At 31.5% G+C, this 21091-nt stretch carries 18 protein-coding genes and 1 riboswitch; of the genes, 13 read left to right on the top strand and 5 right to left on the bottom strand.

Annotated elements, in window-relative coordinates; translation table 11 throughout:
* The first annotated feature begins 4 nt into the window (after positions 1–4).
* Positions 5–412, top strand: a complete 408-nt coding sequence (locus tag EDD60_RS04180) for a GNAT family N-acetyltransferase (protein WP_066449160.1) — start codon at positions 5–7, stop codon at positions 410–412.
* Positions 413–466: 54 nt separating this feature from the next.
* Here EDD60_RS04180 and EDD60_RS04175 read toward each other — a convergent pair whose 3' ends face one another.
* A complete protein-coding gene (locus EDD60_RS04175; RefSeq protein ID WP_066449158.1) occupies positions 467–970 on the bottom strand; it encodes a flavin reductase in 504 nt (167 codons plus the stop codon).
* A gap of 75 nt (positions 971–1045) precedes the next feature.
* Here EDD60_RS04175 and EDD60_RS04170 point away from each other — a divergent pair, with 75 nt between their 5' ends.
* Positions 1046–1969, top strand: coding sequence for an alpha/beta hydrolase (locus EDD60_RS04170; RefSeq protein WP_066449156.1), 924 nt, complete (start codon positions 1046–1048; stop codon positions 1967–1969).
* A gap of 22 nt (positions 1970–1991) precedes the next feature.
* Here the strand turns inward: EDD60_RS04170 and EDD60_RS04165 are convergent, their stop codons facing one another.
* The 4 genes from EDD60_RS04165 to EDD60_RS04150 all read right to left on the bottom strand — a co-directional run bounded on the left by EDD60_RS04165 (position 1992) and on the right by EDD60_RS04150 (position 4593).
* Complete coding sequence (locus EDD60_RS04165) at positions 1992–2177, bottom strand: hypothetical protein (protein WP_066449154.1); 186 nt, start codon at positions 2175–2177, stop codon at positions 1992–1994.
* 447 nt (positions 2178–2624) lie between these two features.
* On the bottom strand, positions 2625–3251 hold the full coding sequence (locus EDD60_RS04160; protein WP_066449151.1) for an ATP-binding cassette domain-containing protein: 627 nt from the start codon (positions 3249–3251) through the stop codon (positions 2625–2627).
* A 9-nt stretch (positions 3252–3260) separates the two neighbouring features.
* The gene (locus tag EDD60_RS04155; RefSeq protein WP_066449148.1) at positions 3261–3758 is read right to left on the bottom strand and encodes a hypothetical protein; all 498 of its coding nucleotides are present in this window, start codon (positions 3756–3758) and stop codon (positions 3261–3263) included.
* Positions 3751–4593, bottom strand: a complete 843-nt coding sequence (locus EDD60_RS04150; RefSeq protein WP_066449146.1) for a hypothetical protein — start codon at positions 4591–4593, stop codon at positions 3751–3753. Before EDD60_RS04150 ends, EDD60_RS04155 begins: the two co-directional genes overlap by 8 nt.
* A 154-nt stretch (positions 4594–4747) precedes the next feature.
* Here EDD60_RS04150 and EDD60_RS04145 point away from each other — a divergent pair, with 154 nt between their 5' ends.
* The 11 genes from EDD60_RS04145 (at position 4748) to EDD60_RS04095 (ending at position 21030) form a co-directional block, all read left to right on the top strand.
* Positions 4748–5452: a LytR/AlgR family response regulator transcription factor gene (locus tag EDD60_RS04145; RefSeq protein WP_066449143.1), complete on the top strand. Its 705-nt coding sequence runs from the start codon at positions 4748–4750 to the stop codon at positions 5450–5452.
* A gap of 66 nt (positions 5453–5518) precedes the next feature.
* A riboswitch (ZMP/ZTP riboswitch) is annotated at positions 5519–5596 on the top strand.
* Positions 5597–5727: 131 nt separating this feature from the next.
* Entirely contained in the window at positions 5728–7398 is a 1671-nt protein-coding gene (locus EDD60_RS04140) for a formate--tetrahydrofolate ligase (RefSeq protein ID WP_066449238.1), read from the top strand.
* A gap of 18 nt (positions 7399–7416) precedes the next feature.
* Positions 7417–7905 carry a 5-(carboxyamino)imidazole ribonucleotide mutase gene (gene purE, locus EDD60_RS04135; protein WP_066449139.1) on the top strand — a complete coding sequence of 163 codons (489 nt, stop codon included), beginning with the start codon at positions 7417–7419 and terminating at the stop codon, positions 7903–7905.
* A gap of 17 nt (positions 7906–7922) precedes the next feature.
* Positions 7923–8627 carry a phosphoribosylaminoimidazolesuccinocarboxamide synthase gene (purC, locus tag EDD60_RS04130; protein ID WP_066449137.1) on the top strand — a complete coding sequence of 235 codons (705 nt, stop codon included), beginning with the start codon at positions 7923–7925 and terminating at the stop codon, positions 8625–8627.
* Positions 8628–8641: 14 nt separating this feature from the next.
* Positions 8642–9667, top strand: coding sequence for a phosphoribosylformylglycinamidine cyclo-ligase (gene purM, locus EDD60_RS04125; RefSeq protein WP_066449134.1), 1026 nt, complete (start codon positions 8642–8644; stop codon positions 9665–9667).
* Complete coding sequence (purN, locus tag EDD60_RS04120) at positions 9661–10251, top strand: phosphoribosylglycinamide formyltransferase (RefSeq protein ID WP_066449131.1); 591 nt, start codon at positions 9661–9663, stop codon at positions 10249–10251. Before purM ends, purN begins: the two co-directional genes overlap by 7 nt.
* Entirely contained in the window at positions 10248–11771 is a 1524-nt protein-coding gene (purH, locus tag EDD60_RS04115) for a bifunctional phosphoribosylaminoimidazolecarboxamide formyltransferase/IMP cyclohydrolase (protein ID WP_066449128.1), read from the top strand. Before purN ends, purH begins: the two co-directional genes overlap by 4 nt.
* Before the next feature lie 10 nt (positions 11772–11781).
* Positions 11782–13038 carry a phosphoribosylamine--glycine ligase gene (gene purD / locus EDD60_RS04110; protein ID WP_066449127.1) on the top strand — a complete coding sequence of 419 codons (1257 nt, stop codon included), beginning with the start codon at positions 11782–11784 and terminating at the stop codon, positions 13036–13038.
* A 12-nt stretch (positions 13039–13050) separates the two neighbouring features.
* On the top strand, positions 13051–16809 hold the full coding sequence (locus EDD60_RS04105; RefSeq protein WP_066449126.1) for a phosphoribosylformylglycinamidine synthase: 3759 nt from the start codon (positions 13051–13053) through the stop codon (positions 16807–16809).
* Entirely contained in the window at positions 16810–18192 is a 1383-nt protein-coding gene (purB, locus tag EDD60_RS04100) for an adenylosuccinate lyase (RefSeq protein WP_066449124.1), read from the top strand.
* 165 nt (positions 18193–18357) lie between these two features.
* Positions 18358–21030 carry a DEAD/DEAH box helicase family protein gene (locus tag EDD60_RS04095; RefSeq protein ID WP_066449122.1) on the top strand — a complete coding sequence of 891 codons (2673 nt, stop codon included), beginning with the start codon at positions 18358–18360 and terminating at the stop codon, positions 21028–21030.
* Positions 21031–21091 lie beyond the last annotated feature (61 nt).

Genomic DNA, 21091 nt, shown 5'->3' with positions numbered 1-21091 from the left:
TATTATGTATCAGTATCGAGACTATATAACAATAAAAGACGTTAATGAATTAAGAAAAAGTGTAAAATGGAAAACTTTTGAAGCTAAACAAATATCAACTATGCTAAAAAATAGTTTAGCTATCATAAGTGTTTATGATTATGATAAGTGTATTGCTATGGCAAGGTTAATTGGTGATGGAACTTATGATTTTATAGTTGATGTTATTGTTCATCCAAATTATCAAAGACAAGGAATTGGACATGACATGATTGAACAATTATTGCATTTGGCTTATGATATGATGGAATCACGTGCATCTGTTTGTTTAATTGCCGCAAAGGGAAAAGAAAGTTTTTATGAAAATTGTGGTTTTCATAAGATTCCTGATGATTTTTCAGGAAGTGGGATGCAAATTTTCTTAACTCGATAGTCTATAACTTACATATATGGATAAAATAAATAAGTAATAAAAAAGGTTTATGCCTTATTCTTGGACATAAACACTTTTAATTTTAGCAATATACATGATGTGATAATCTTTTTGTGGATAACATTGTTCATCAATTGTATGATCAATAAAACATTCTGGTTTGATTGTATCAGCGTAGAGCTTTTCAACGATAAAGACAAGTTTTGCTTCTTGGAAAGTCGGAACATTATCTAGATATGTGATATGAAAATCAACATCTTCAATCTTATTTTGATCACGTCCTGAAACTGTTCCTAATAAAGAAAGTTCTTTTTTATATCCATCAAAAAAAGATAATGAGAAACAATCTTGAGAATCAACAAATTCTTTGGTATAGCGTTGTGGACGGATATAAGCAGTAACAACATCTTTATTCCAAAGTACACCCATGCCACCCCAAGAAGCTGTCATTGTATTGACTTGATTTTCATCACCAGCAGTAATCAACATCCATTCTTTACCAATGGCTACAAATGGATTCATTTTTAAATCCTTAATATCAATTTTTACAAATGCCATTTTTCTAACCTCCTATTATGTTTATATTATAGCATAATAGAAGATAAAATTATAGCCGATAGGGGGAGGTATACTATGAAAAAAGCTGTTAAAGTTATTGTGTTTATAAGTGTTTTTTGTTTGATTGTTTTAAGCTGTTTAGCTTTATATGTAGGAAATTACCTTTATGATTATACACTCAATCCCTATGCCAAACATAATATCTCAGAAAAAATAGAAACAAATGAAGATGTTGAACAAGCTTCAAGACTTTGGCTCAATGAAAAAAGTGTTAATGTTTCTATTGAAAGTGATGATCATTTACAGCTTCATGGTTATTTTATAGAACAAGATCATCCCATCTATGTGATTATGGTACATGGTTATCGCGGTGATGGCGCAAGTATTATTGCACCAATTAAAAAATTTTATAAACAGGGTTATAATTTGTTGATTCCTGATTTAAGAGGACATGGTTTAAGTGAAGGTGATTATATTGGGATGGGCTGGGATGATCGTTTAGATATTTTAAAGTGGATTGATTATATTCTTTTGAAGAATCAAAATGCTAAGATTGTTTTATATGGTGTTTCTATGGGAGGAGCAACAGTGATGAATGTGGCTGGAGAAAAACTCCCTCAGGCAGTAAAAGCAATTATTGAGGATTGTGGTTATACGAGTGTTTGGGATATTTTTAAATCACATATAGATATGCCTGAAATTGAAAGTGAGTTGGCTATGCATATGGCTAGTCTGGTGACAAAAGTTCGAGCTGGTTATTATTTAGAAGATGTTCAACCTATTGAACAAGTCAAAAAGAGTCAAACGCCAATGCTTTTTATCCATGGGCGTGAAGATCATTTTGTGCCTTTTAGCATGCTTGATGAATTGTATCAAGCTGCAACTTGTCCTAAACAAAAACTTATTGTTGAAGGAGCAAAACATGCTAATAGCTGTTCAGTTGATGAATCAACTTATTATTCAACAGTTTTTAATTTTATTGATTTATATACAAAATAAAACGTACGCCTAAGCGTACGTTTTATGCCATCTCTAGCTTTCTTTCATTACGTAATTCATATAAAAGATGTCTTACTTCTTCTAAAGTATCCATTGCTTTTAAGAATTCCTCTTTTTCTTTTAAATCAATATCTTGGTTTTCTAATGTTCTTAAAAGATTTAAAGTGCTATAAACCAAATCATTGGCTTTATCAATATTGTTATCCATGTTCATTCCTCGCTTTTCTATTTTTATTATACAATAAAATGACACAAAAGTATTATAAATATAATAAAAATGTAACTATAATTCCAAAATTTTTGTAAATTCAAGACAATAATGAAGCTAAATAGCTGAATAATGAGGTTGAAAATAAGCATATTTAAGGGAATTTGTTGAGAAATAACAAAGAATATCAAAGTATGTAGAATAATGTAGAAACATAAATATAAGCTTACTTGTTTTAGCAATATAGCATAACATTCACTTTTTGATAATCTGATTCTCATAAAAGTATATAAACATATATATTGATAAACAATTTGATAAAGGAGATAACACCAAAAGATTTGAATACTCATAAAGATGAGATAACGGAAGTCTATTTGAGAATAATGGAAAATAAGTTTGGATAGAATGTCTTGATAGAGTGGATAAAGAAAGAAAATCAATAGACTATAAAGAATAATGATTTTTAAAGTCTTGATCTTGGATGATTTGTCCATTTTTAAGTTGATAGATAGTTTGATAATGAATGTCAGTTAAATAATCATGAGCAGCAATTATAATTGTTTTGCCTTGTTCATGTAAATCATTAACTAACTGACAAAAAATCTTTACTGACTCAAAATCAAGACCACGGGTAGGTTCATCTAATAAAATAAGATTTTGATTCTCCATAATAGCTTGAATAATTCCCGCCTTTTGACGCATCCCTAAAGAATAGTTTTTCATCTTAATCGGACTATATAAATCAAGTTGAAAAAGTGTACATAATCTGGCAACATGGGTTTCATCAAAATGATGTTTTAAAGAGGCTAAAAAACGTAAATTAAATAATAAAGTTTCATTTTCTAAGAAACCTGGATTTTCAATCAAGGCTCCTATATGCACATCTTCATCCATGACAATACAACCTGTATCAGCTTCAAGAATATGACAAATTAATTTAAATAAAGTTGATTTCCCAGAACCATTAATGCCATGAATATAAATAAAGTCCCCATCTTCAATCTTTAAATCTAAATCTTTTAAAACCGAATGTTTATGAAATGATTTGTTTAGTTTTGATATTTCTAACATATTGACCTCCTAAAATAATTGACTAAATAAAATATGAAATAAGAAATTAATGAAAATCGGTAAAGCTAAATAAAGGAAATTCTTTTTTTGACCAATTTGTAAATAAATAATGGTATTTTCTATACAAACAACAATGATATTAAGTAACATATAAATAACAGTGATATAAAGACTTTGTATTTCAATAGCTCCAAAGAAAAAATAGTAACTTATATAAATCATAAAGGTATAAAGTAAACCAAGTAGAATAAGTGAAAAATAAGTCATTTGATAATATTTTTTTTCACCAATTCTAAGTAACATAAAAGCATGTAAACTATTAAAACGATAAGCCAATTGATAAGTCATCAATAGAAAAATATTGTTCATATAGACAGTTAAATAATGTGAATAGATTAAACAAATAGTATAAGTATTTTTGCCACATAAGATTGGTGAAGCCAATAACATGCCAATCAGTAAAACCACTAAACGATAATCTAATAAATGATAAAACTTTCTAATCATTGATTTGTCTCCTCTTTATAAAAATTTCAAAACAAATAATGGAAAGCAGACTATAAAGTAAAGCACTGATAAAATAAAGAGAAAGATTGGATAAACCAAATGGATTCACCCGAACATTTTCCATGCCAATAGCGACTAGATTATTAATTTGGAGAAGAAAAGCAGCTTCAGGAATGGGTAAATAACCTTGAATAAGCGCTGGAATGAGCACTAAAAGGATACCAAAGATAACACCAAAACAGCGATAGATATATTTATTGGTAATGATGATTTGAAGTGAGAAAACAAGACTAGAAACAATACTGTAACCTAAAGCAGTGAAGATGAGAAAGAAAATAAAACTAATGAGTTCATTATGTGCAAGGACTTGAGTTGTACAGTAATAATCAATAGGATAATTCATCATATTAAAATGAATAGGTAAGTAAAAAAAGTGAATAATCAGTGCCATAAGTCCTTGAATCACCAACATAACAATAAAAGTCATCAAGATATTCTTTTTAAAAATATCAAAATAATATTGTTTTTTATTGATTCTTGTTTCAATCATATAAGCATGATGATTTTGATGCATGTTTAAAAAGTCATAACTGACGAGATTTGGCAACAATAACATCAATAAAATAAAAAAGAAAGGATTCACCCCAATACAATAGATATAATAGAAAAATTCTAAACCAGCATTGGGATAATTCACATCATAATTGGCATAAGAAAAAATAGAATTTTGAAAAGTTGTATAAATACTGATATTAATAAGAATAAAAACAATGAAAATAAGCAAGATTTTTTCTTTATGAAGAAAAGGAAACCATAATGATTTATTGCTTTGCATAGCTAACCTCCTTGTATTTTGTTGGTTATAAAATACATAAAAAGTGAAAGAAAAATAGATAAAAGCGTAAAAAGTGCACATATTGACCGAAAAGTGGCATTTTTTTTGTCAGATTTTGTAGTAAAATAGAGATGATAAGGGAGGCTAGTAATATATGAAGATATTAATTTGTGAACAAAGTGAAGAATTTGTAGACCATATGGTTAAGACAATTCGCAGTTATCCTTGTGATGAAGAAATTATTATTGAAAGCTACACTGATACTGTGGGGATTGCTCGTCGAATTGAGAAAGAAAATTTTGATCTTGCTTATTTAGGAGGAGTCATTAATGGGAGAAATGGTTTTGAACTAGGGAGAATGATTCATGAAAAGAATCCTGCGTGTCTATTGATTTATGTGTGTGAGGATTATCGTTATATGCATGAAGGATTTAGGGCTTATGGATTCCAGATGGTTTTAAAGCCACAAGAGAAATTATTTGATTATGAATTTAAAAGAGCTTTGATGATTTATAAGAAATTGCATTATCATATATTATTTCATTTAGATAATGGTAAAACTCATGATTTTCTACCTTCAGAAATTATGTATATTGTTATTAATAATGATGGTTTAGAAGTAGTCACAGAGGATCGTCGTTTTAAAGGACATTTTGAGAATTTCAAGAAAATCCAGCAAGAATTGATGAATCAACATCATTTCTTTCCAATGCATCCTAATTATTTTGTAAACATGGAATATATTTCAGTTGTCAGAAATGGCGAGTTAGGAATGGATAATGGGGATTGTGTTCCAACATCAGCAATGAATAAAGAAATTATTGATGATGCGATTCAATCTTATATGCGAGAAATTTAACTAAGATAAAAAACGAAAAAATTGTAGAATAGTGGTTGAAAAATCATAGGAGAAATGATATTATTCACTTAGTTATACAACTGGCGGAAGTGGAATTAACCACATGGAGTATAATGGTAAGAGTCGACCGTCTGGGCAATAGTCTGGACGAGTAGGCTCTTTTTTTGGTTTTTTGGAAAATGATAACGATATCACTGGTGAAAAACCGATATTTGTGGTATAAAAGAAGTGGAAAAGTCCTTGATTTCAATAATAAAAAAAGAAGGGGTGTTATGATGTTAACAGATGTAGAAATTGCACAAAGTGCAAGTATGTTACCGATTAAAGAAATTGCACAAAAAGTAGGATTAGATGAAGATGATTTAGAGCTTTATGGAAAATATAAAGCAAAGATTTCATTAGAAGCCATCAATAAATTAAAAAATCAAGAAGATGGTAAATTGATTTTGGTTACTGCAATTAATCCAACACCTGCTGGTGAAGGAAAAACAACAACAATGATTGGTTTATCTCAAGCTTTAAATAAGTTAGGGAAAAAATCAGTGGTGGCAATGCGTGAACCAAGCTTAGGACCTTGTTTTGGTGTGAAAGGTGGGGCAGCTGGAGGAGGATATGCTCAAGTTGTACCAATGGAAGATATTAACTTACATTTTACTGGAGATATTCATGCGATTACAACTGCCAATAACTTAATTGCAGCAATGCTTGATAACTCTATTCAACAAGGGAATCCATTAGATATTGATACCAGACAAATTGTTTGGAAACGTGTTGTGGATTTAAATGATCGTGCTTTAAGACATATCGTTGTAGGTCTTGGTGGAAAAGTCAATGGTGTGCCTAGAGAAGATGGATTTGATATCAGTGTAGCTAGTGAAGTTATGGCGATTTTATGTTTAGCAACTTCTTTAGAAGATTTGAAGAAACGTGCTGGACGTATGATTGTGGCTTATAATCATGCTGGTGAACCTGTGACTGTTGATGATATTAAGGCAACTGGAGCAGTGACATTATTATTAAAGGATGCGATTAAACCAAATTTAGTGCAAACTTTAGATCATACACCGGTTTTTGTTCATGGTGGTCCATTTGCCAATATTGCCCATGGATGTAACTCTGTAATGGCAACAACACTTGCTATGAAGTTAGGTGATTATGCAATTACTGAAGCTGGTTTTGGGGCTGATTTAGGGGCTGAAAAGTTCTTAGATATTAAATGTCGTCAAGCTGGATTGAATCCTGATGCAGTTGTCATTGTAGCAACAGTTCGTGCGTTAAAGATGCATGGTGGTGTTGCGAAAAAAGATTTAGGTGAAGAAAATTTAGATGCTTTAAGAGCCGGGATTGAAAACCTTGAAAAGCATATTGAAAATATTGCAAAATACAATTTACCAAGTGTCGTAGCTATTAATGCTTTCCCAACAGATACGGAAGCAGAACTTCAATTACTTAATAAGATTTGTCAAGAAAAAGGTGTTGATGTAGCGATTAGTAAAGTTTGGGAAAAAGGTGCTGATGGGGGAATTGAATTGGCGGAAAAATTGTTGAATGTATTAGAGACAAAAGAAGCTCATTTTGCGCCAATCTATGATCTTGATTTACCAATTCAAGAAAAGATTAGAACGATTGTTAAAGAAATCTATGGTGGAGATGATGTCACTTTCACTAAGAAAGTGTTAAATAAGATAAAGAAATATGAAGCACAAGGATTAGGAAACTTACCAATTTGTGTTGCTAAAACGCAATATTCTTTATCTGATGACCCAACTTTGTTAGGTCGTCCTAGTGGTTTCAAAGTCACAATTAATGATTTGATTCCAAATACTGGAGCTGGGTTCTTAGTGGCTATTAGTGGTGATATCATGCGTATGCCAGGACTTCCTAAAGTTCCTGCGGCAGTCAATATGGATATTGATGAAGATGGAAAAATTGTTGGATTATTCTAGAGATGAAAGGATGAAAAAATGAAAGTTGCTATTATTATGGGTTCTACAAGTGATTTATCTAAGGTAGAACCAGCTGTTGAGATTTTAAAAAGTTATGGAGTAGAAGTGAATGTGAGATGTTTATCAGCTCACCGTGCTCATTTAGGTTTAAGTCAATTTATTCAAGAAACAGAAACTGATGGAACAGAAGTCATTATTACAGCTGCAGGAATGGCAGCAGCATTACCTGGAGTCGTTGCTTCACAAACAGTTTTACCAGTCATTGGGGTACCATTAAGTGGTGCAACATTAGATGGTATGGATGCATTACTTTCAATTGTTCAAATGCCTTCAGGGATTCCTGTAGCAACAGTAGCAATTAATGGAAGTAAAAATGCAGCTTATCTAGCATTACAAATCATGGCAATTAAACATGATGATATTAAAGCAAAATTATTAGATTATCGAAAAGACATGGAAGCACAAGCAATGCGTGCTAACGATGAAATGATAGAAAAATTTAAATAAAAAAGGGGCAAAGAAAAATGGCTAAATTATTGTACGAAGGAAAAGCAAAACAAGTTTATGAAACAGAAAATCCAGATGAATACATGATTCATTATAAAGATGATGCAACAGCTGGAAATGGTGTTAAACATGACCAATTTGAAGGAAAAGGTGTTTTAAATAACACAATTTCTTGTATTATCTTTGATATGTTAGAAGAAGCTGGAATTAAGACTCACATGATTAAAAAATTGAATGATCGTGATATCTTAGTAAAAAAAGTAGAAATCTTCCCATTAGAAGTTATTATTAGAAATATTACAACAGGATCTTTCTGTAAAAGATTAGGAGCACCTGAAGGGGTTGTTTTAGATGAACCAATCTTTGAAATGAGTTATAAAAATGATGATTATGGTGATCCATTAATCAATGATGATCATGCTGTTGCATTAAAATTAGCAACACGTGAAGAATTAGCTTATATTAAAGAAACAACTTTAAAAATTAATGAATTATTAAAAGAATTCTTCTTAAAATTTAATTTAAAATTAGTTGATTTTAAAATTGAATTTGGTAAAACAGCAGATGGAGAAATCTTATTAGCTGATGAAATTTCACCTGATTCTTGTCGTTTATGGGATGTTGAAACAAACCAAAAATATGATAAAGATGTTTTCAGACAAGATATTGGGGATTTAATTGAAACTTATAAAGCTGTTTTAGCACGTATGCAAAGTAAATAAGAAGGAGATAAACAATGGATTACAAAAAAGCTGGAGTCGATATTGAAGCTGGATACAAATCAGTTGAATTGATGAAAAAACATGTCAAAGAAACAATGCGTCCTGAAGTCTTAGGTGGACTTGGAGGATTTGCTGGAGCTTTTGATTTAAGTGCAATTAAAAATATGGATGAACCTGTTCTTTTATCTGGAACTGATGGTTGTGGTACAAAAGTAAAACTTGCTTTTGTTATGGATAAACATGATACAATTGGAATTGATGCTGTAGCTATGTGTGTCAATGATATTGCATGTTCTGGTGGAGAACCATTATTCTTCTTAGATTATATTGCTTGTGGAAAAAATTATCCGGAAAAAATTGCAACTATCGTAAGTGGTGTTGCTGAAGGATGTAAACAATCTGAATGTGCTTTAGTTGGTGGAGAAACAGCTGAACATCCAGGTTTAATGCCTGTTGATGATTATGATTTAGCAGGATTTGCTGTAGGGGTTGTTGATAAGAAAGATATTATTGATGGTTCAACGATTAAACCTGGTGATACTTTAATTGGTATTGCTTCTAGTGGGGTTCATAGTAATGGATTCTCACTTGTAAGAAAAGTTTTTGAAATTACAAAGGAATCTTTAGATACATACTATGATGAATTAGGAAAAACATTAGGTGAAGCTTTAATTGAACCAACAAGAATTTATGTTAAAGCATTAAAGAATGTGAAAAATGCTGGTGTGAAAATTAAAGGATGTAGCCATATCACTGGTGGTGGATTCTATGAAAATGTACCTAGAATGTTACCAGAAGGGGTAAAAGCTGTTATTCAAAAAGAAAGTTACAAGGTTCCGGCAATTTTTGATTTAATTGCGAAAAATGGAGATATTGCTGAAGAAATGATGTATAACACATTCAATATGGGACTTGGTATGGTGATTGCTGTAGATGAAGCTGACGTAGAAAAAACAATGGCAGCTATTGAAGCAGCTGGAGATACATGCTATAAAGTTGGACATGTTGAAGCAGGAGATAAAGGAGTCGAGTTATGCTAAAAATCGCAGTCTTTGTTTCTGGTGGAGGAACAAACCTGCAATCACTGATTGATGCTACCCAAGCTGGTAGCATCAACGGTGAGATTGTTTTGGTTGTTTCTAATAGAAAAAAAGCTTATGGATTAGAAAGAGCTAAAAATGCAGGCATTAAAGCTGAGTGCATTAAAGATGACAAATTACTGATTCAACGTTTAAAAGAAGAAGGCGTTGAATTAATTGTTTTAGCAGGTTATCTTGCTATTTTAAGTGATGAATTGGTATCACTTTATGAAAATAGAATTATCAATATTCATCCATCATTAATTCCAGCTTTCTGTGGACCAGGGTTTTATGGATTACATGTTCATGAACATGCTTTTAAACGTGGTGTGAAAGTAGCTGGAGCAACTGTTCATTTTGTTTCCCCAGTTGTTGATGGTGGACCAATTATCTTACAAGAAGCGATGGATGTATCAAAAGCATCAACGCCTGAAGAAATGCAACAAATGGTTTTAACAATTGAACATCGTATTTTACCAGAAGCAGTGAGATTATTCTGTAATGGGCAATTAAAAGTTGAAAATGAAAGGGTCGAAATATTATGAAAAGAGCATTAGTCAGTGTTACAAACAAAGATGGTGTTGTTGAATTTTGCCAAGGATTAGTAAAATTAGGTTTTGAAATTGTTTCAACAGGAGGAACTTTACATAAATTACAAGAAGCTGGTATCAAAGCTATTGCGATTGATGATGTGACTGGATTTCCTGAAATCTTAGATGGACGTGTCAAAACATTGCATCCTAAAGTTCATGGTGGGTTATTATTTAGAAGGGATTTACCTGAACATGTTGCAACTGTTAAAGAACATGGGATTCAACCAATTGATTTGGTTTGTGTGAATTTATATGAATTTGAAAAAGCTTTAAAAGCTGGAAAACCAATGGAAGATATGATTGAAAATATTGATATTGGTGGACCATCAATGATTAGAAGTGCAGCTAAGAACTTTAAAGATGTCTTAATTGTGACTGATCCTAAAGATTATCCAAGTGTTTTAGAAGCCATTGAAAATAAAACAGATAATTATGATTTTAGATTGAATTTAGCATATAAAGCATTTAGCACAACTGGTGCTTATGATGCTATGATTTCTCGCTATTTTGCTGGTGTTGTTGGTGATGAATTCCCAGATACATTAAATATTTCATTAAAGAAAGTAGAACATTTACGTTATGGTGAAAACTCTCAACAAGCTGCTAATAAATATGAAGATCCATTTGTTCAAAAATCATTATTAGATTATGAACAATTACATGGAAAAGAAATTTCATTTAACAATGTTAATGATTTATATGGTGCTGTTGCAGTTGTAAGAGAATTTGGTGATCAAATTGTAACGGCAGCGATTAAACATTCTACACCTTGTGGAGTTGCAATTGGAAAAACAGGATATGAATCATATATGAAGGCTTATGAAGCTGATCCACAATCTATCTTTGGTGGTATTGTGGCAGTGAACTATAAAATTGATAAAGCAACAGCTGAAGAAATGCACAAAATTTTCTTAGAAATTGTTGCTGCACCTGATTTTGATGATGATGCATTAGAAGTTTTAAAGAAAAAGAAAAACTTACGTATCTTAAAATTAAAGAATTTAGATGCAAGAGAAGCAAAATATGATATTAAATATCTTGAAGGAAAAGTCTTAGTTCAAGAGTTAAATACAAAGATGATTGATGAAATGAAAGTTGTCACAACTGCTTCTCCTACACAAGAACAAATCTCAGATATGGAATTTGGTATGAAAGTTGTAAAATATGTCAAATCAAATGCCATCTGTATTGTGAAAAATGGTGTCACTTTAGCCATTGGTGGAGGACAAACTTCACGTGTATGGGCTTTAGAAAATGCAATTGCTAATAATCCTGATAAAGATTTCAAAGGTGCTGTTTTAGCAAGTGATGCGTTCTTCCCATTCAATGACTGTGCCCAGGTAGCAATTGATGCTGGTATTACAGCAATTGTTCAACCAGGTGGAAGTATTAGAGATCAAGATTCTATTGATTTATGTAATGAACACAATGTGCCAATGGTCTTTACAGGTTATAGACATTTTAGACATTAAGGAGGAAACCATGAAGGTATTAATTATTGGTAGTGGCGGTCGTGAACATGCGATTGCATATGCCTTGAATAAAAGTCCTAAGGTTGATGAAATTCATGCCATTCCAGGAAATCCAGGAATTGCACAAATTGGAACTTGTCATCCAGGCAGTGTCGAAGATTTAGAAGGAATTTTAAAATTTGTTGAAGATAACAGTATTGATTTTACTGTCATTGGACCAGAAGTTCCATTATGCATGGGACTAGCAGATTTATTAGAAAGTCATGGACATAAAGTTTTTGGACCAACGAAACATGCAGCGACTTTAGAAGGCAGCAAAGCTTTCTCTAAAGACTTCATGGCAAGACACAATATTCCTACCGCAGCTTATGAAGAAGTGAATTCTTATGATGAAGCGATTGCTGCTTTAGAAAAATTCTCTTATCCAGTTGTTGTCAAAGCTGATGGTTTAGCTGCTGGTAAAGGTGTTGTGATTTGTGAAAATTATCAACAAGCTCAAACAGCATTAAAAGAAATGATGATTGATGGTGCCTTAGATGGGGCTGGAAGTAAAGTTGTGTTAGAAGAATTCTTAACTGGATTTGAATGTTCATTACTTTGCTTTACAGATGGAAAAACAATTGTACCAATGGTAAGTGCCAAAGACCATAAGCAAGTATATGATGAAAATAAAGGTCCTAATACCGGTGGTATGGGAACTGTTTCACCAAATCCTTTCTTACCAGAAGGTATGGATGACATCTTTAAAAAAGATATCTTAGATCCATTTATGGCTGGTTTAAAGGCTGATCATATGGATTATCGTGGTGTTGTTTTCATTGGTTTAATGATTGAAAATAACAAAGCCAAAGTCTTAGAATTTAATGTGCGTTTTGGTGATCCTGAAACCCAATCTATCTTACTTCGTTTAGATAGTGATTTATTTGATATTATGTATGCTGTTTCTACTGGTACATTAGATCAAGTCAATGTAAAATGGAAAGAGGAACATGTCGCTTGTCTTGTTTTAGCAAGTGGTGGATATCCAGGTAGCTATGAAAAAGGAAAAGTGATTACTGGATTAGATAAAGTCAATGATGATATCATTGTTTTCCATGCTGGAACAGCTTTTAATACTCAAGGCGAAGTTGTAACAAGTGGTGGACGTGTTTTAAATATTTGTGCTTTTGGTAAGAATCTTGAAGAAACAAGAGAAAAAGTTTATCAAGGGGCAGAAGTGATTGATTTTGAAGGTAAATATTATCGTAAAGACATTGGTCTTAATTAATGAGGTGAAAAGATGAGTAAAGTCTATCGTATATATGTAGAAAAAAGAAAAGATTATGCAGTAGAAGCTAATGATTTGCTTAATGACTTAAAAACACAATTAAAGATTGATAGTATTACATCTTTGAGTATTGTGAATCGTTATGATGTTCAAGGTGTAAGTGAAGATGTTTTAAATCAAGGGGTTCCAACTATCTTAAGTGAACCAATGGTGGATGATGTTTATTTTGAAGATTATCCAGCAAGTGTTGGGGCAAAAGTTTTTGCGATTGAGTTCTTACCTGGACAATATGATCAAAGAGCTGATGCTTGTGAACAATGTTTTCAATTATTAACTGGTGAAAAGAATGTCAAAGTTAAATGTGCAAAATTAATTGTTTTAATGGGTGAATTAAGTGATGAAGATGTTGCCCGTATTCAAAAATATTTAATCAATCCAGTTGATCAAAGATTAGCATCTTTAGATAAAGTTGATGATTTAAGTGATGGTCAAGTGCATATTGATCCAGTTCCGGTGATTGAAGGATTTATTGATTTTAGTGATGATGCATTAAAACAATATATTCAAGATAATGGAATGGCAATGAACTTTGATGATTTAAAAGTGACTCAAGATTATTATAAAAATGAAGAAAAAAGAGATCCTACAGAAACAGAATTAAAAGTTTTAGATACATATTGGTCTGATCATTGTCGTCATACAACATTTGCAACAATTATCACAGATTTAGATATTGAATCAGGAGCTTTTCAAGAAATCTTAGAAAAAGATGTAGAAGATTATAAAACATCAAGACATCTTGTTTATGGAATTGATACAAAACGTCCATTAACTTTAATGGACTTAGCAACAATTTCTATGAAAGAACTTAGAAAAACAGGTTACTTAGATGACTTAGAAGTCTCTGAAGAAATCAATGCTTGTTCAGTTGAATTAAAGATTCATACAAGTGAAGGTGATGAAGATTGGTTATTAATGTTTAAAAACGAAACACATAACCATCCAACTGAAATTGAACCATTTGGTGGAGCTGCCACTTGTTTAGGTGGAGCAATCCGTGACCCATTATCAGGACGTGCTTATGTTTATCAATCAATGCGTATTACTGGTGCTGGTGATCCTAGAAAATCACTTGATGAAACAATGGCAGGAAAACTTCCACAAAGAAAAATTTGTCAAGAGGCTGCACATGGATTCTCAAGTTATGGAAACCAAATTGGTTTAACAACTGGTTTTGTTCATGAAATTTATGATGATGGATTTGTTGCAAAACGTATGGAACTTGGTGCTGTTGTAGCAGCTGCGCCAAAAGATCAAGTAAAACGTTTAGAACCATTAAAAGATCATATTGTCTTATTAATTGGTGGGAGAACTGGTCGTGATGGAATTGGTGGAGCAACAGGTTCTTCTAAGAAACATGAATTAAAAACCACAACGACAGCTGGTGCTGAAGTTCAAAAAGGAAATCCAGTTGAAGAAAGAAAAATTCAAAGATTATTTAGAAACAAAGCTGTTTCTGAAAAAATCATTCGTTGTAATGACTTTGGAGCAGGTGGTGTCTGCGTTGCTGTTGGTGAACTTGCCCCAGGTTTAGATATTAATTTAGATGCTGTGTTAAAGAAATATGAAGGTTTAACAGGAACAGAACTTGCTATTTCTGAATCACAAGAACGTATGGCTATCGTTATTGATGCAAAAGATGAAGAAATGATTAAACAAGCATGTTATGATGAAAACTTGGAAGTTGTTAGAGTTGCGACAGTCACTGATAATAACCGTTTAACAATGCGTTATATGGGTCAAACTATTGTTGATATTGACAGAGCTTTCTTAGATAAGAATGGGGCTTCTCGTTATCAAAAGATTGAAGTGAAATTACCTGATTTTGATAACACACCATTTGAAAAAGAAGCAAAACCAACTTTTAAAGAAACTTCAAAAGAAGTTTTAAGTCGTTTATCTGTTTGTGGTCAAAAAGGTTTAGTTGAAAGATTTGACTCATCAATTGGAAATGGAACAGTTTTATCACCATTTGGTGGAAAGACTTTAAGAACTGAAACAGAAGGTATGGCTGCTTTAATTCCTGTATTAGGAAAAGAAACAACAACATGTTCATTAATGAGTTATGGATATAATCCAGAGATTGCTAAATGGTCTCCATATCATGGAGCTATGTATGCCATTGTAGAATCTATTGCAAAGATTGTTGCAATGGGTGGAGATTATCATACAATTCGTTTCTCATTCCAAGAATATTTTGAAAAATTATTAGATGTTCCAACAAAATGGGGAAAACCATTTGCTGCATTATTAGGAGCATATCGTGTTCAATCTGAAATGAAATTACCATCTATTGGTGGTAAAGATTCAATGTCAGGAACATTTGAAGATTTAGATGTTCCACCAACTCTTGTTTCATTTGCTATTACTGGAGCAGATGTGAAAGATGTTATGACACCTGAATTAAAAGCAGAAGGTCATACATTGGTTGAAGTGATGTTACCAAAAGATCAATTCCATGTTTATGATTTTGATGCTTTAAAAGCACAATATGATGCAGTTATGGCATTAATGAGAGATGGAAAAGTTTATAGTGCTTATACAGTCAAAGATGGTGGCGTTCTTGAAGCTGTTTATAAGATGGCTTTTGGTAATGCAATTGGAGTTGAATTGAATAGTGAATTAACACTTGCATCAATGATTGATAAAAACTATGGAAATATCATCTTAGAAGTTGAAAATGATGATGTTGTGACTTTTGAAAATACAAGAATCATTGGTCATACAAACAATGAAAATAGTGTTTCTTATCAAGGTGAAACTTTATCATTAGATGAAGCATACAGTGTTTATGCATCTGTTTTAGATGACGTTTATCCAACAACAGAAAAAGCTCCAACAACTGATATGATTGTTAAAGATTGCCAAGAAAGAGGATTATTACATGCTTCTCGTGTTTATGATGAAGTCAAAGTTGTTATTCCTGTATTCCCAGGAACAAACTGTGAATATGATTCTAAACATGCTTTTGAAAAAGCTGGCGCAACTGTTCAACTTGTTTTAATTAGAAATAAAACAGAAGCTGATATTAAAAAGTCAGTTGATGAATTAGAAGCAGCTATTAGAAGTGCTCAAATTGTGATGTTACCAGGTGGTTTCTCTGCTGGTGATGAACCAGAAGGTTCAGGTAAATTTATTGCGACTGTTTTAAGAAATCCAAAATTAAAAGATGCAATCAGTGATTTATTAGATAACCGTGAAGGTTTAATGATTGGTATTTGTAATGGATTCCAAGCTTTAGTGAAATTAGGATTACTTCCTTATGGACATATTAAGACAATGGATAAAGATGATCCAACATTAACATTCAATACGATTGGACGTCACTTATCACAAATGGTTGATACAAGAATTGCTTCAGTTAAATCACCTTGGTTAACAGGTGTCAATGTAGGAGATATCCATACAGTCCCTATTAGTCATGGTGAAGGACGTTTCGTTGCTCCTAAAGAAGTCATTGAAAAATTATTTGAAAATGGTCAAGTCTTTACACAATATGTTGATGATAAAGGACAACCAACGATGGAATCACCATATAATCCTAATGGATCAATGATGGCAATTGAAGGGATCTTATCTGCTGATGGTCGTGTCTTAGGTAAGATGGCTCATAGTGAACGTCAAGGTGAAAATAGAAATAAAAATATTTATGGTGAAATGGATCAAAAATTATTTGAAGCTGGTGTAAAATATTTTAAAGGTGGTAAATAAATGGAAAATCAAGAATTTGAAAGTATGACACTTTGTCCATTAGATGGACGTTATTCAGGTATCAAAGATGCTTTAGGTGAATATTTTTCTGAATATGCTTTAGTGAAATATAGAGTTTTTGTTGAAATTCAATGGTTAAAGTTCTTAATTGAAAATGTTGAAAGTGATATTTTAGCAAAATTCAATAAAGCTGAAATGGATAAAATTGAATCTATTTCTAAAGATTTCAATTATGATTCATTTGCAAAAATTAAAGAAATTGAAGCAACAACACGTCATGATGTAAAAGCTGTTGAATATTTCATTGGCAATACATTAAAAGAAATGGGTTATGATTATTTAATTAGCTTTGTTCATATTGGATGTACTTCTGAAGATATTAACAATACATCTTATGCATGTATGTTAAAATATGGTTTAAAAGATGTATGGTTACCTAAAGCAAAAGAATTTGCTGATATTATTAATCAATGGGCTGAGAATCATAAAGATGATGCAATGTTAGCTCATACTCATGGACAACCAGCAACACCAACAACAATTGGTAAAGAATTTAAAGTTTATGCTTATCGTTTCATGTCTAGTATTGAAAACATTGAAAATATTCAAATTAAAGCAAAATTCAATGGTGCAACAGGAAACTATAGTGCAATTTTAACGGCTTTCCCTAATATTGATTGGCCTACATATGCAAAGAAATTTGTTGAAGATTATTTAGGATTAGCTTTCAATCCATTGACAACACAAATTGAAAGCCATGACTATACTTGTCATATCCTAGATGGTATTCGTCATTTCAACAATGTCTTGGTTGATTTTGATGTTGATATGTGGTTATACATTTCAATGGAATATTTCAAACAAATTCCTGTCAAAGGTGAAGTTGGAAGTAGTACAATGCCTCATAAAGTCAATCCAATTCGTTTTGAAAATAGTGAAGCTAATATTGATATGTCTAACAATATCTGTGTTGCATTATCAAATAAACTTCCTAAATCTCGTATGCAAAGAGATTTATCAGATTCATCTTCACAAAGAAATTTAGGACTTGCAGTTGGATATTCATTACAAGCAATTAATGAAACAATGAATGGTTTAGCAAAATGTGTTGTTAATGTTGATAAATTAGCTTCTGATTTAAATGAAAAATGGGAAGTCTTAGCTGAACCAATTCAAACAATGTTAAGAAAATATGGTGTCCCTGATGCTTATGATACATTAAAAGCTCTCACAAGAGGAAAGAGTATTTCTAAAGAAGATATCTTAAAATTTGCGGAAAGTTTAGATATCTTATCTGATGAAGATCGTGCAACTCTTGTTAATATGACTCCAGCTTCTTATATTGGAAAAGCAAGTGAACTTGCTGATATTAAGTTGAAATAATACATGAACATCTACCAATTTTTGGTAGATGTTTTCTATTTCTATAAACAGAAAAGAATTAACTTTATTGATAAAAATGAGATTAGTGTTAAATGTATTTAAAATAATTTCTATTCATTGAATAAAGCAATTATGTTATGATAGAGAAAATAAAGGAGATTGCTTATGTATCAAAATATTTTAAAATTTAAAGGAACATGGCGAAACTATCAACAACGTGTTTTAAATCGTTTTGAAGATTATAAAAGTGATGGAAAGATTCATATTGTAGCAGCCCCTGGTTCAGGTAAAACAACACTGGGAATTGAATTGATTAGACGACTTGATCAGCCAGCACTTATTTTGGTTCCTACAATTACCATTCGACAACAATGGATAGAAAGAATCAAAGAAGCTTTTTTAAACGAGGGTGTTGATGCGAGTTTATATTTATCTGAAGATTTAAAAGATTTAAAGTTAATTACGGTTTCGACATATCAAGCTATTCATAGTGCAATGAGTCAGTATCAGGGAATTATTGAAGAAGATGAAAATGAATTTGATAAACATCAAGAAGAAGTTGATTATCATGATTATCATTTTCTTGATGAAATCAAGAAAGCTAATATTGGTATTTTATGTTTAGATGAATGTCATCATTTACGAAGTGAATGGTGGAAAGCTTTAGAAACTTTAAAAAAACAAAATCATTTTCCTTATACCATTGCCTTAACAGCAACACCACCATATGATTCAAGTATAGGTATGTGGAATCGTTATATTGATATGTGTGGTGAAATAGACGAAGAAATTACAGTTCCTGAATTAGTCAAAGAAGGAAGTTTATGTCCACATCAAGATTATGTATATTTCAATTATCCAACAAGTGAAGAAACAAAAGAAATACGTGCCTTTGAAGATAAAAGCCATAAACTTCTAGAAGAATTGATGAATGATATAACTTTTCAAAAAACAATACAAACCCATACATGTTTATTTCAACAACCAGATTTAGATACATTATTAGATAAACCTCAATATCTTTCAGCAGTTCTTATTTTCTTAGAAGAAAAAGGTTTAAGTTATCCTAAACAATATCAAGAGATTTTAGGTTATCAAAAATTAGAGAAGATGTCTTTAAAATGGATGGAAATCTTATTACAAGGTTTATTGTTTGATGATCATGATTCATATGCAATAAGTGAAGAATATCAAGAACAATTATTAAAAAGATTAAAATCACAAGGCTTTATAGAAAAAAATCAAGTCTTATTACAGATGAATCAAGCCATTGAAAAGATGTTAGTGAAATCAGTTGGAAAGTGTGAAAGTATCAAAGATATTGTTTTTCATGAATATGGATGTTTAAAACAGAATTTACGTTTATTAATCTTAACTGACTATATTCGTAAAGAATATGAAAAAGCTATTGGAAATGAAACAATGGATGTTCATAATTTAGGTGTTTTACCTTTCTTTGAATTATTAAGGAGAGAAGCTTTAACTTTACATCAAGATATAAAATTAGGTGTTTTATGTGGAACAATGGTTATTATACCAAAACATGCAAAAGAAAGATTGACACAAATGATTGATCATCCTAGTCAGTTATCATTTGATAGTGTTGGATGTATTGATGAATATGTCAAAGTGAATATTCATGGTGATCAACATTTTATTGTGGATGCTGTGAGTCAACTCTTTGAAGAAGGATATATGCAAGTCTTAATTGGAACAAAATCATTACTTGGAGAAGGTTGGGATTCACCATGTGTCAATACGTTAATCTTAGCAAGTTTTGTTGGTTCGTTTATGTTAAGTAATCAAATGCGAGGAAGGGCTATTCGTACTTTTATCAAAGATCCACAAAAGACCAGTCATATTTGGCATTTGGTTTGTGTAGATCCACAAATGGCAAAAAGCATACAAGGCTTAGAAGCAAGTCAAGATTTTCAGACTCTATCACGACGTATGGAACATTTTTTAGGTCTGCATTATCAAAATGATGTGATTGAAAATGGCATAGAACGCTTAACGGCAATTCGTTATCCCTTAACAAAACACAATATTAAAATCACGAATAAAGAAATGTTTAAACTTTCTCAAGATCGAACTTTATTGAAACAAAGATGGGATCGTTCTTTAGCTGTTTATGATCAAATTGAGGTTGTTGATGAAAATCAAGTTCAAGAGAAAATGATTACAGCAGTCATCTTAAATGATGCAATCAGAAAATTAATTATCTTAATTGTTGGTGGTCTCTTAGGCATGGTATTGATGATGGTTTTTATTCCTTTAACTGGTGTTCAAAATATTTTTGTCTTTTTGATGATGGGATTATACCTTGGAATCTTTTTAATCGGAATTGGTTTGGTATCAAAAAAAGTGATTATGTATAAAAATCCTCTTGCTAGATTAAAAATATGTGGTGATGGTATTTTAAATGCCTTGCGTGCAACGAATCAATTAGAATCTTATCAATGTCTTGTGAAAACCGAACTTGTTGGAGTATATCATGTGATTTATTTAGCTGGTGGAACAGGACATGATAAGACTTTATTTGCAAAGTGTGTGTATGAATTTTTTGATGCGATTGATAATCAAAGATATATTCTTTATCAACCAATAAAACAAAATCAGATGGATGGATATTTTGTAATTCCAGAAATCTTTTCTAAACGTAAAGAAGATGCTGAAATTTTTGCACAATATATGCGAAACTATATTGGAAAATATCAAGCCATTTATACAAGAAGTTTAGAAGGACGAAAAATTTTATTGAAGGGTAGAATAAAAGCTTTGGCAAATAAACAAGATCGTATTGTAAGTAAGAAAAAAGTAAAGGGAGCATTGGAATAATGACGCAGATAAACTGCGTCGTTTTCATGTGAAAAATATGTTTTGTTGAATCAGTTCCCTT

Source organism: Longibaculum muris, from assembly GCF_004343035.1.
Classification (GTDB): Bacteria; Bacillota_I; Bacilli_A; order Erysipelotrichales; family Coprobacillaceae; genus Longibaculum; species Longibaculum muris.
This window is presented reverse-complemented; position numbering and strand designations above follow the sequence as displayed.

What these genes read in the sequence shown, in the direction of transcription:
- EDD60_RS04155 (WP_066449148.1), bottom strand. Translation starts at nt 3,758, where the DNA reads ATGATTAGAAAGTTTTATCATTTATTAGATTATCGTTTAGTGGTTTTA.
- EDD60_RS04145 (WP_066449143.1), top strand. Translation starts at nt 4,748, where the DNA reads ATGAAGATATTAATTTGTGAACAAAGTGAAGAATTTGTAGACCATATG.
- EDD60_RS04095 (WP_066449122.1), top strand. Translation starts at nt 18,358, where the DNA reads ATGTATCAAAATATTTTAAAATTTAAAGGAACATGGCGAAACTATCAA.
- purM (WP_066449134.1), top strand. Translation starts at nt 8,642, where the DNA reads ATGGATTACAAAAAAGCTGGAGTCGATATTGAAGCTGGATACAAATCA.
- EDD60_RS04160 (WP_066449151.1), bottom strand. Translation starts at nt 3,251, where the DNA reads ATGTTAGAAATATCAAAACTAAACAAATCATTTCATAAACATTCGGTT.
- EDD60_RS04175 (WP_066449158.1), bottom strand. Translation starts at nt 970, where the DNA reads ATGGCATTTGTAAAAATTGATATTAAGGATTTAAAAATGAATCCATTT.
- purH (WP_066449128.1), top strand. Translation starts at nt 10,248, where the DNA reads ATGAAAAGAGCATTAGTCAGTGTTACAAACAAAGATGGTGTTGTTGAA.
- EDD60_RS04165 (WP_066449154.1), bottom strand. Translation starts at nt 2,177, where the DNA reads ATGGATAACAATATTGATAAAGCCAATGATTTGGTTTATAGCACTTTA.
- EDD60_RS04170 (WP_066449156.1), top strand. Translation starts at nt 1,046, where the DNA reads ATGAAAAAAGCTGTTAAAGTTATTGTGTTTATAAGTGTTTTTTGTTTG.
- purB (WP_066449124.1), top strand. Translation starts at nt 16,810, where the DNA reads ATGGAAAATCAAGAATTTGAAAGTATGACACTTTGTCCATTAGATGGA.
- purN (WP_066449131.1), top strand. Translation starts at nt 9,661, where the DNA reads ATGCTAAAAATCGCAGTCTTTGTTTCTGGTGGAGGAACAAACCTGCAA.
- purD (WP_066449127.1), top strand. Translation starts at nt 11,782, where the DNA reads ATGAAGGTATTAATTATTGGTAGTGGCGGTCGTGAACATGCGATTGCA.
- EDD60_RS04180 (WP_066449160.1), top strand. Translation starts at nt 5, where the DNA reads ATGTATCAGTATCGAGACTATATAACAATAAAAGACGTTAATGAATTA.
- EDD60_RS04150 (WP_066449146.1), bottom strand. Translation starts at nt 4,593, where the DNA reads ATGCAAAGCAATAAATCATTATGGTTTCCTTTTCTTCATAAAGAAAAA.
- purE (WP_066449139.1), top strand. Translation starts at nt 7,417, where the DNA reads ATGAAAGTTGCTATTATTATGGGTTCTACAAGTGATTTATCTAAGGTA.
- EDD60_RS04105 (WP_066449126.1), top strand. Translation starts at nt 13,051, where the DNA reads ATGAGTAAAGTCTATCGTATATATGTAGAAAAAAGAAAAGATTATGCA.
- EDD60_RS04140 (WP_066449238.1), top strand. Translation starts at nt 5,728, where the DNA reads ATGTTAACAGATGTAGAAATTGCACAAAGTGCAAGTATGTTACCGATT.
- purC (WP_066449137.1), top strand. Translation starts at nt 7,923, where the DNA reads ATGGCTAAATTATTGTACGAAGGAAAAGCAAAACAAGTTTATGAAACA.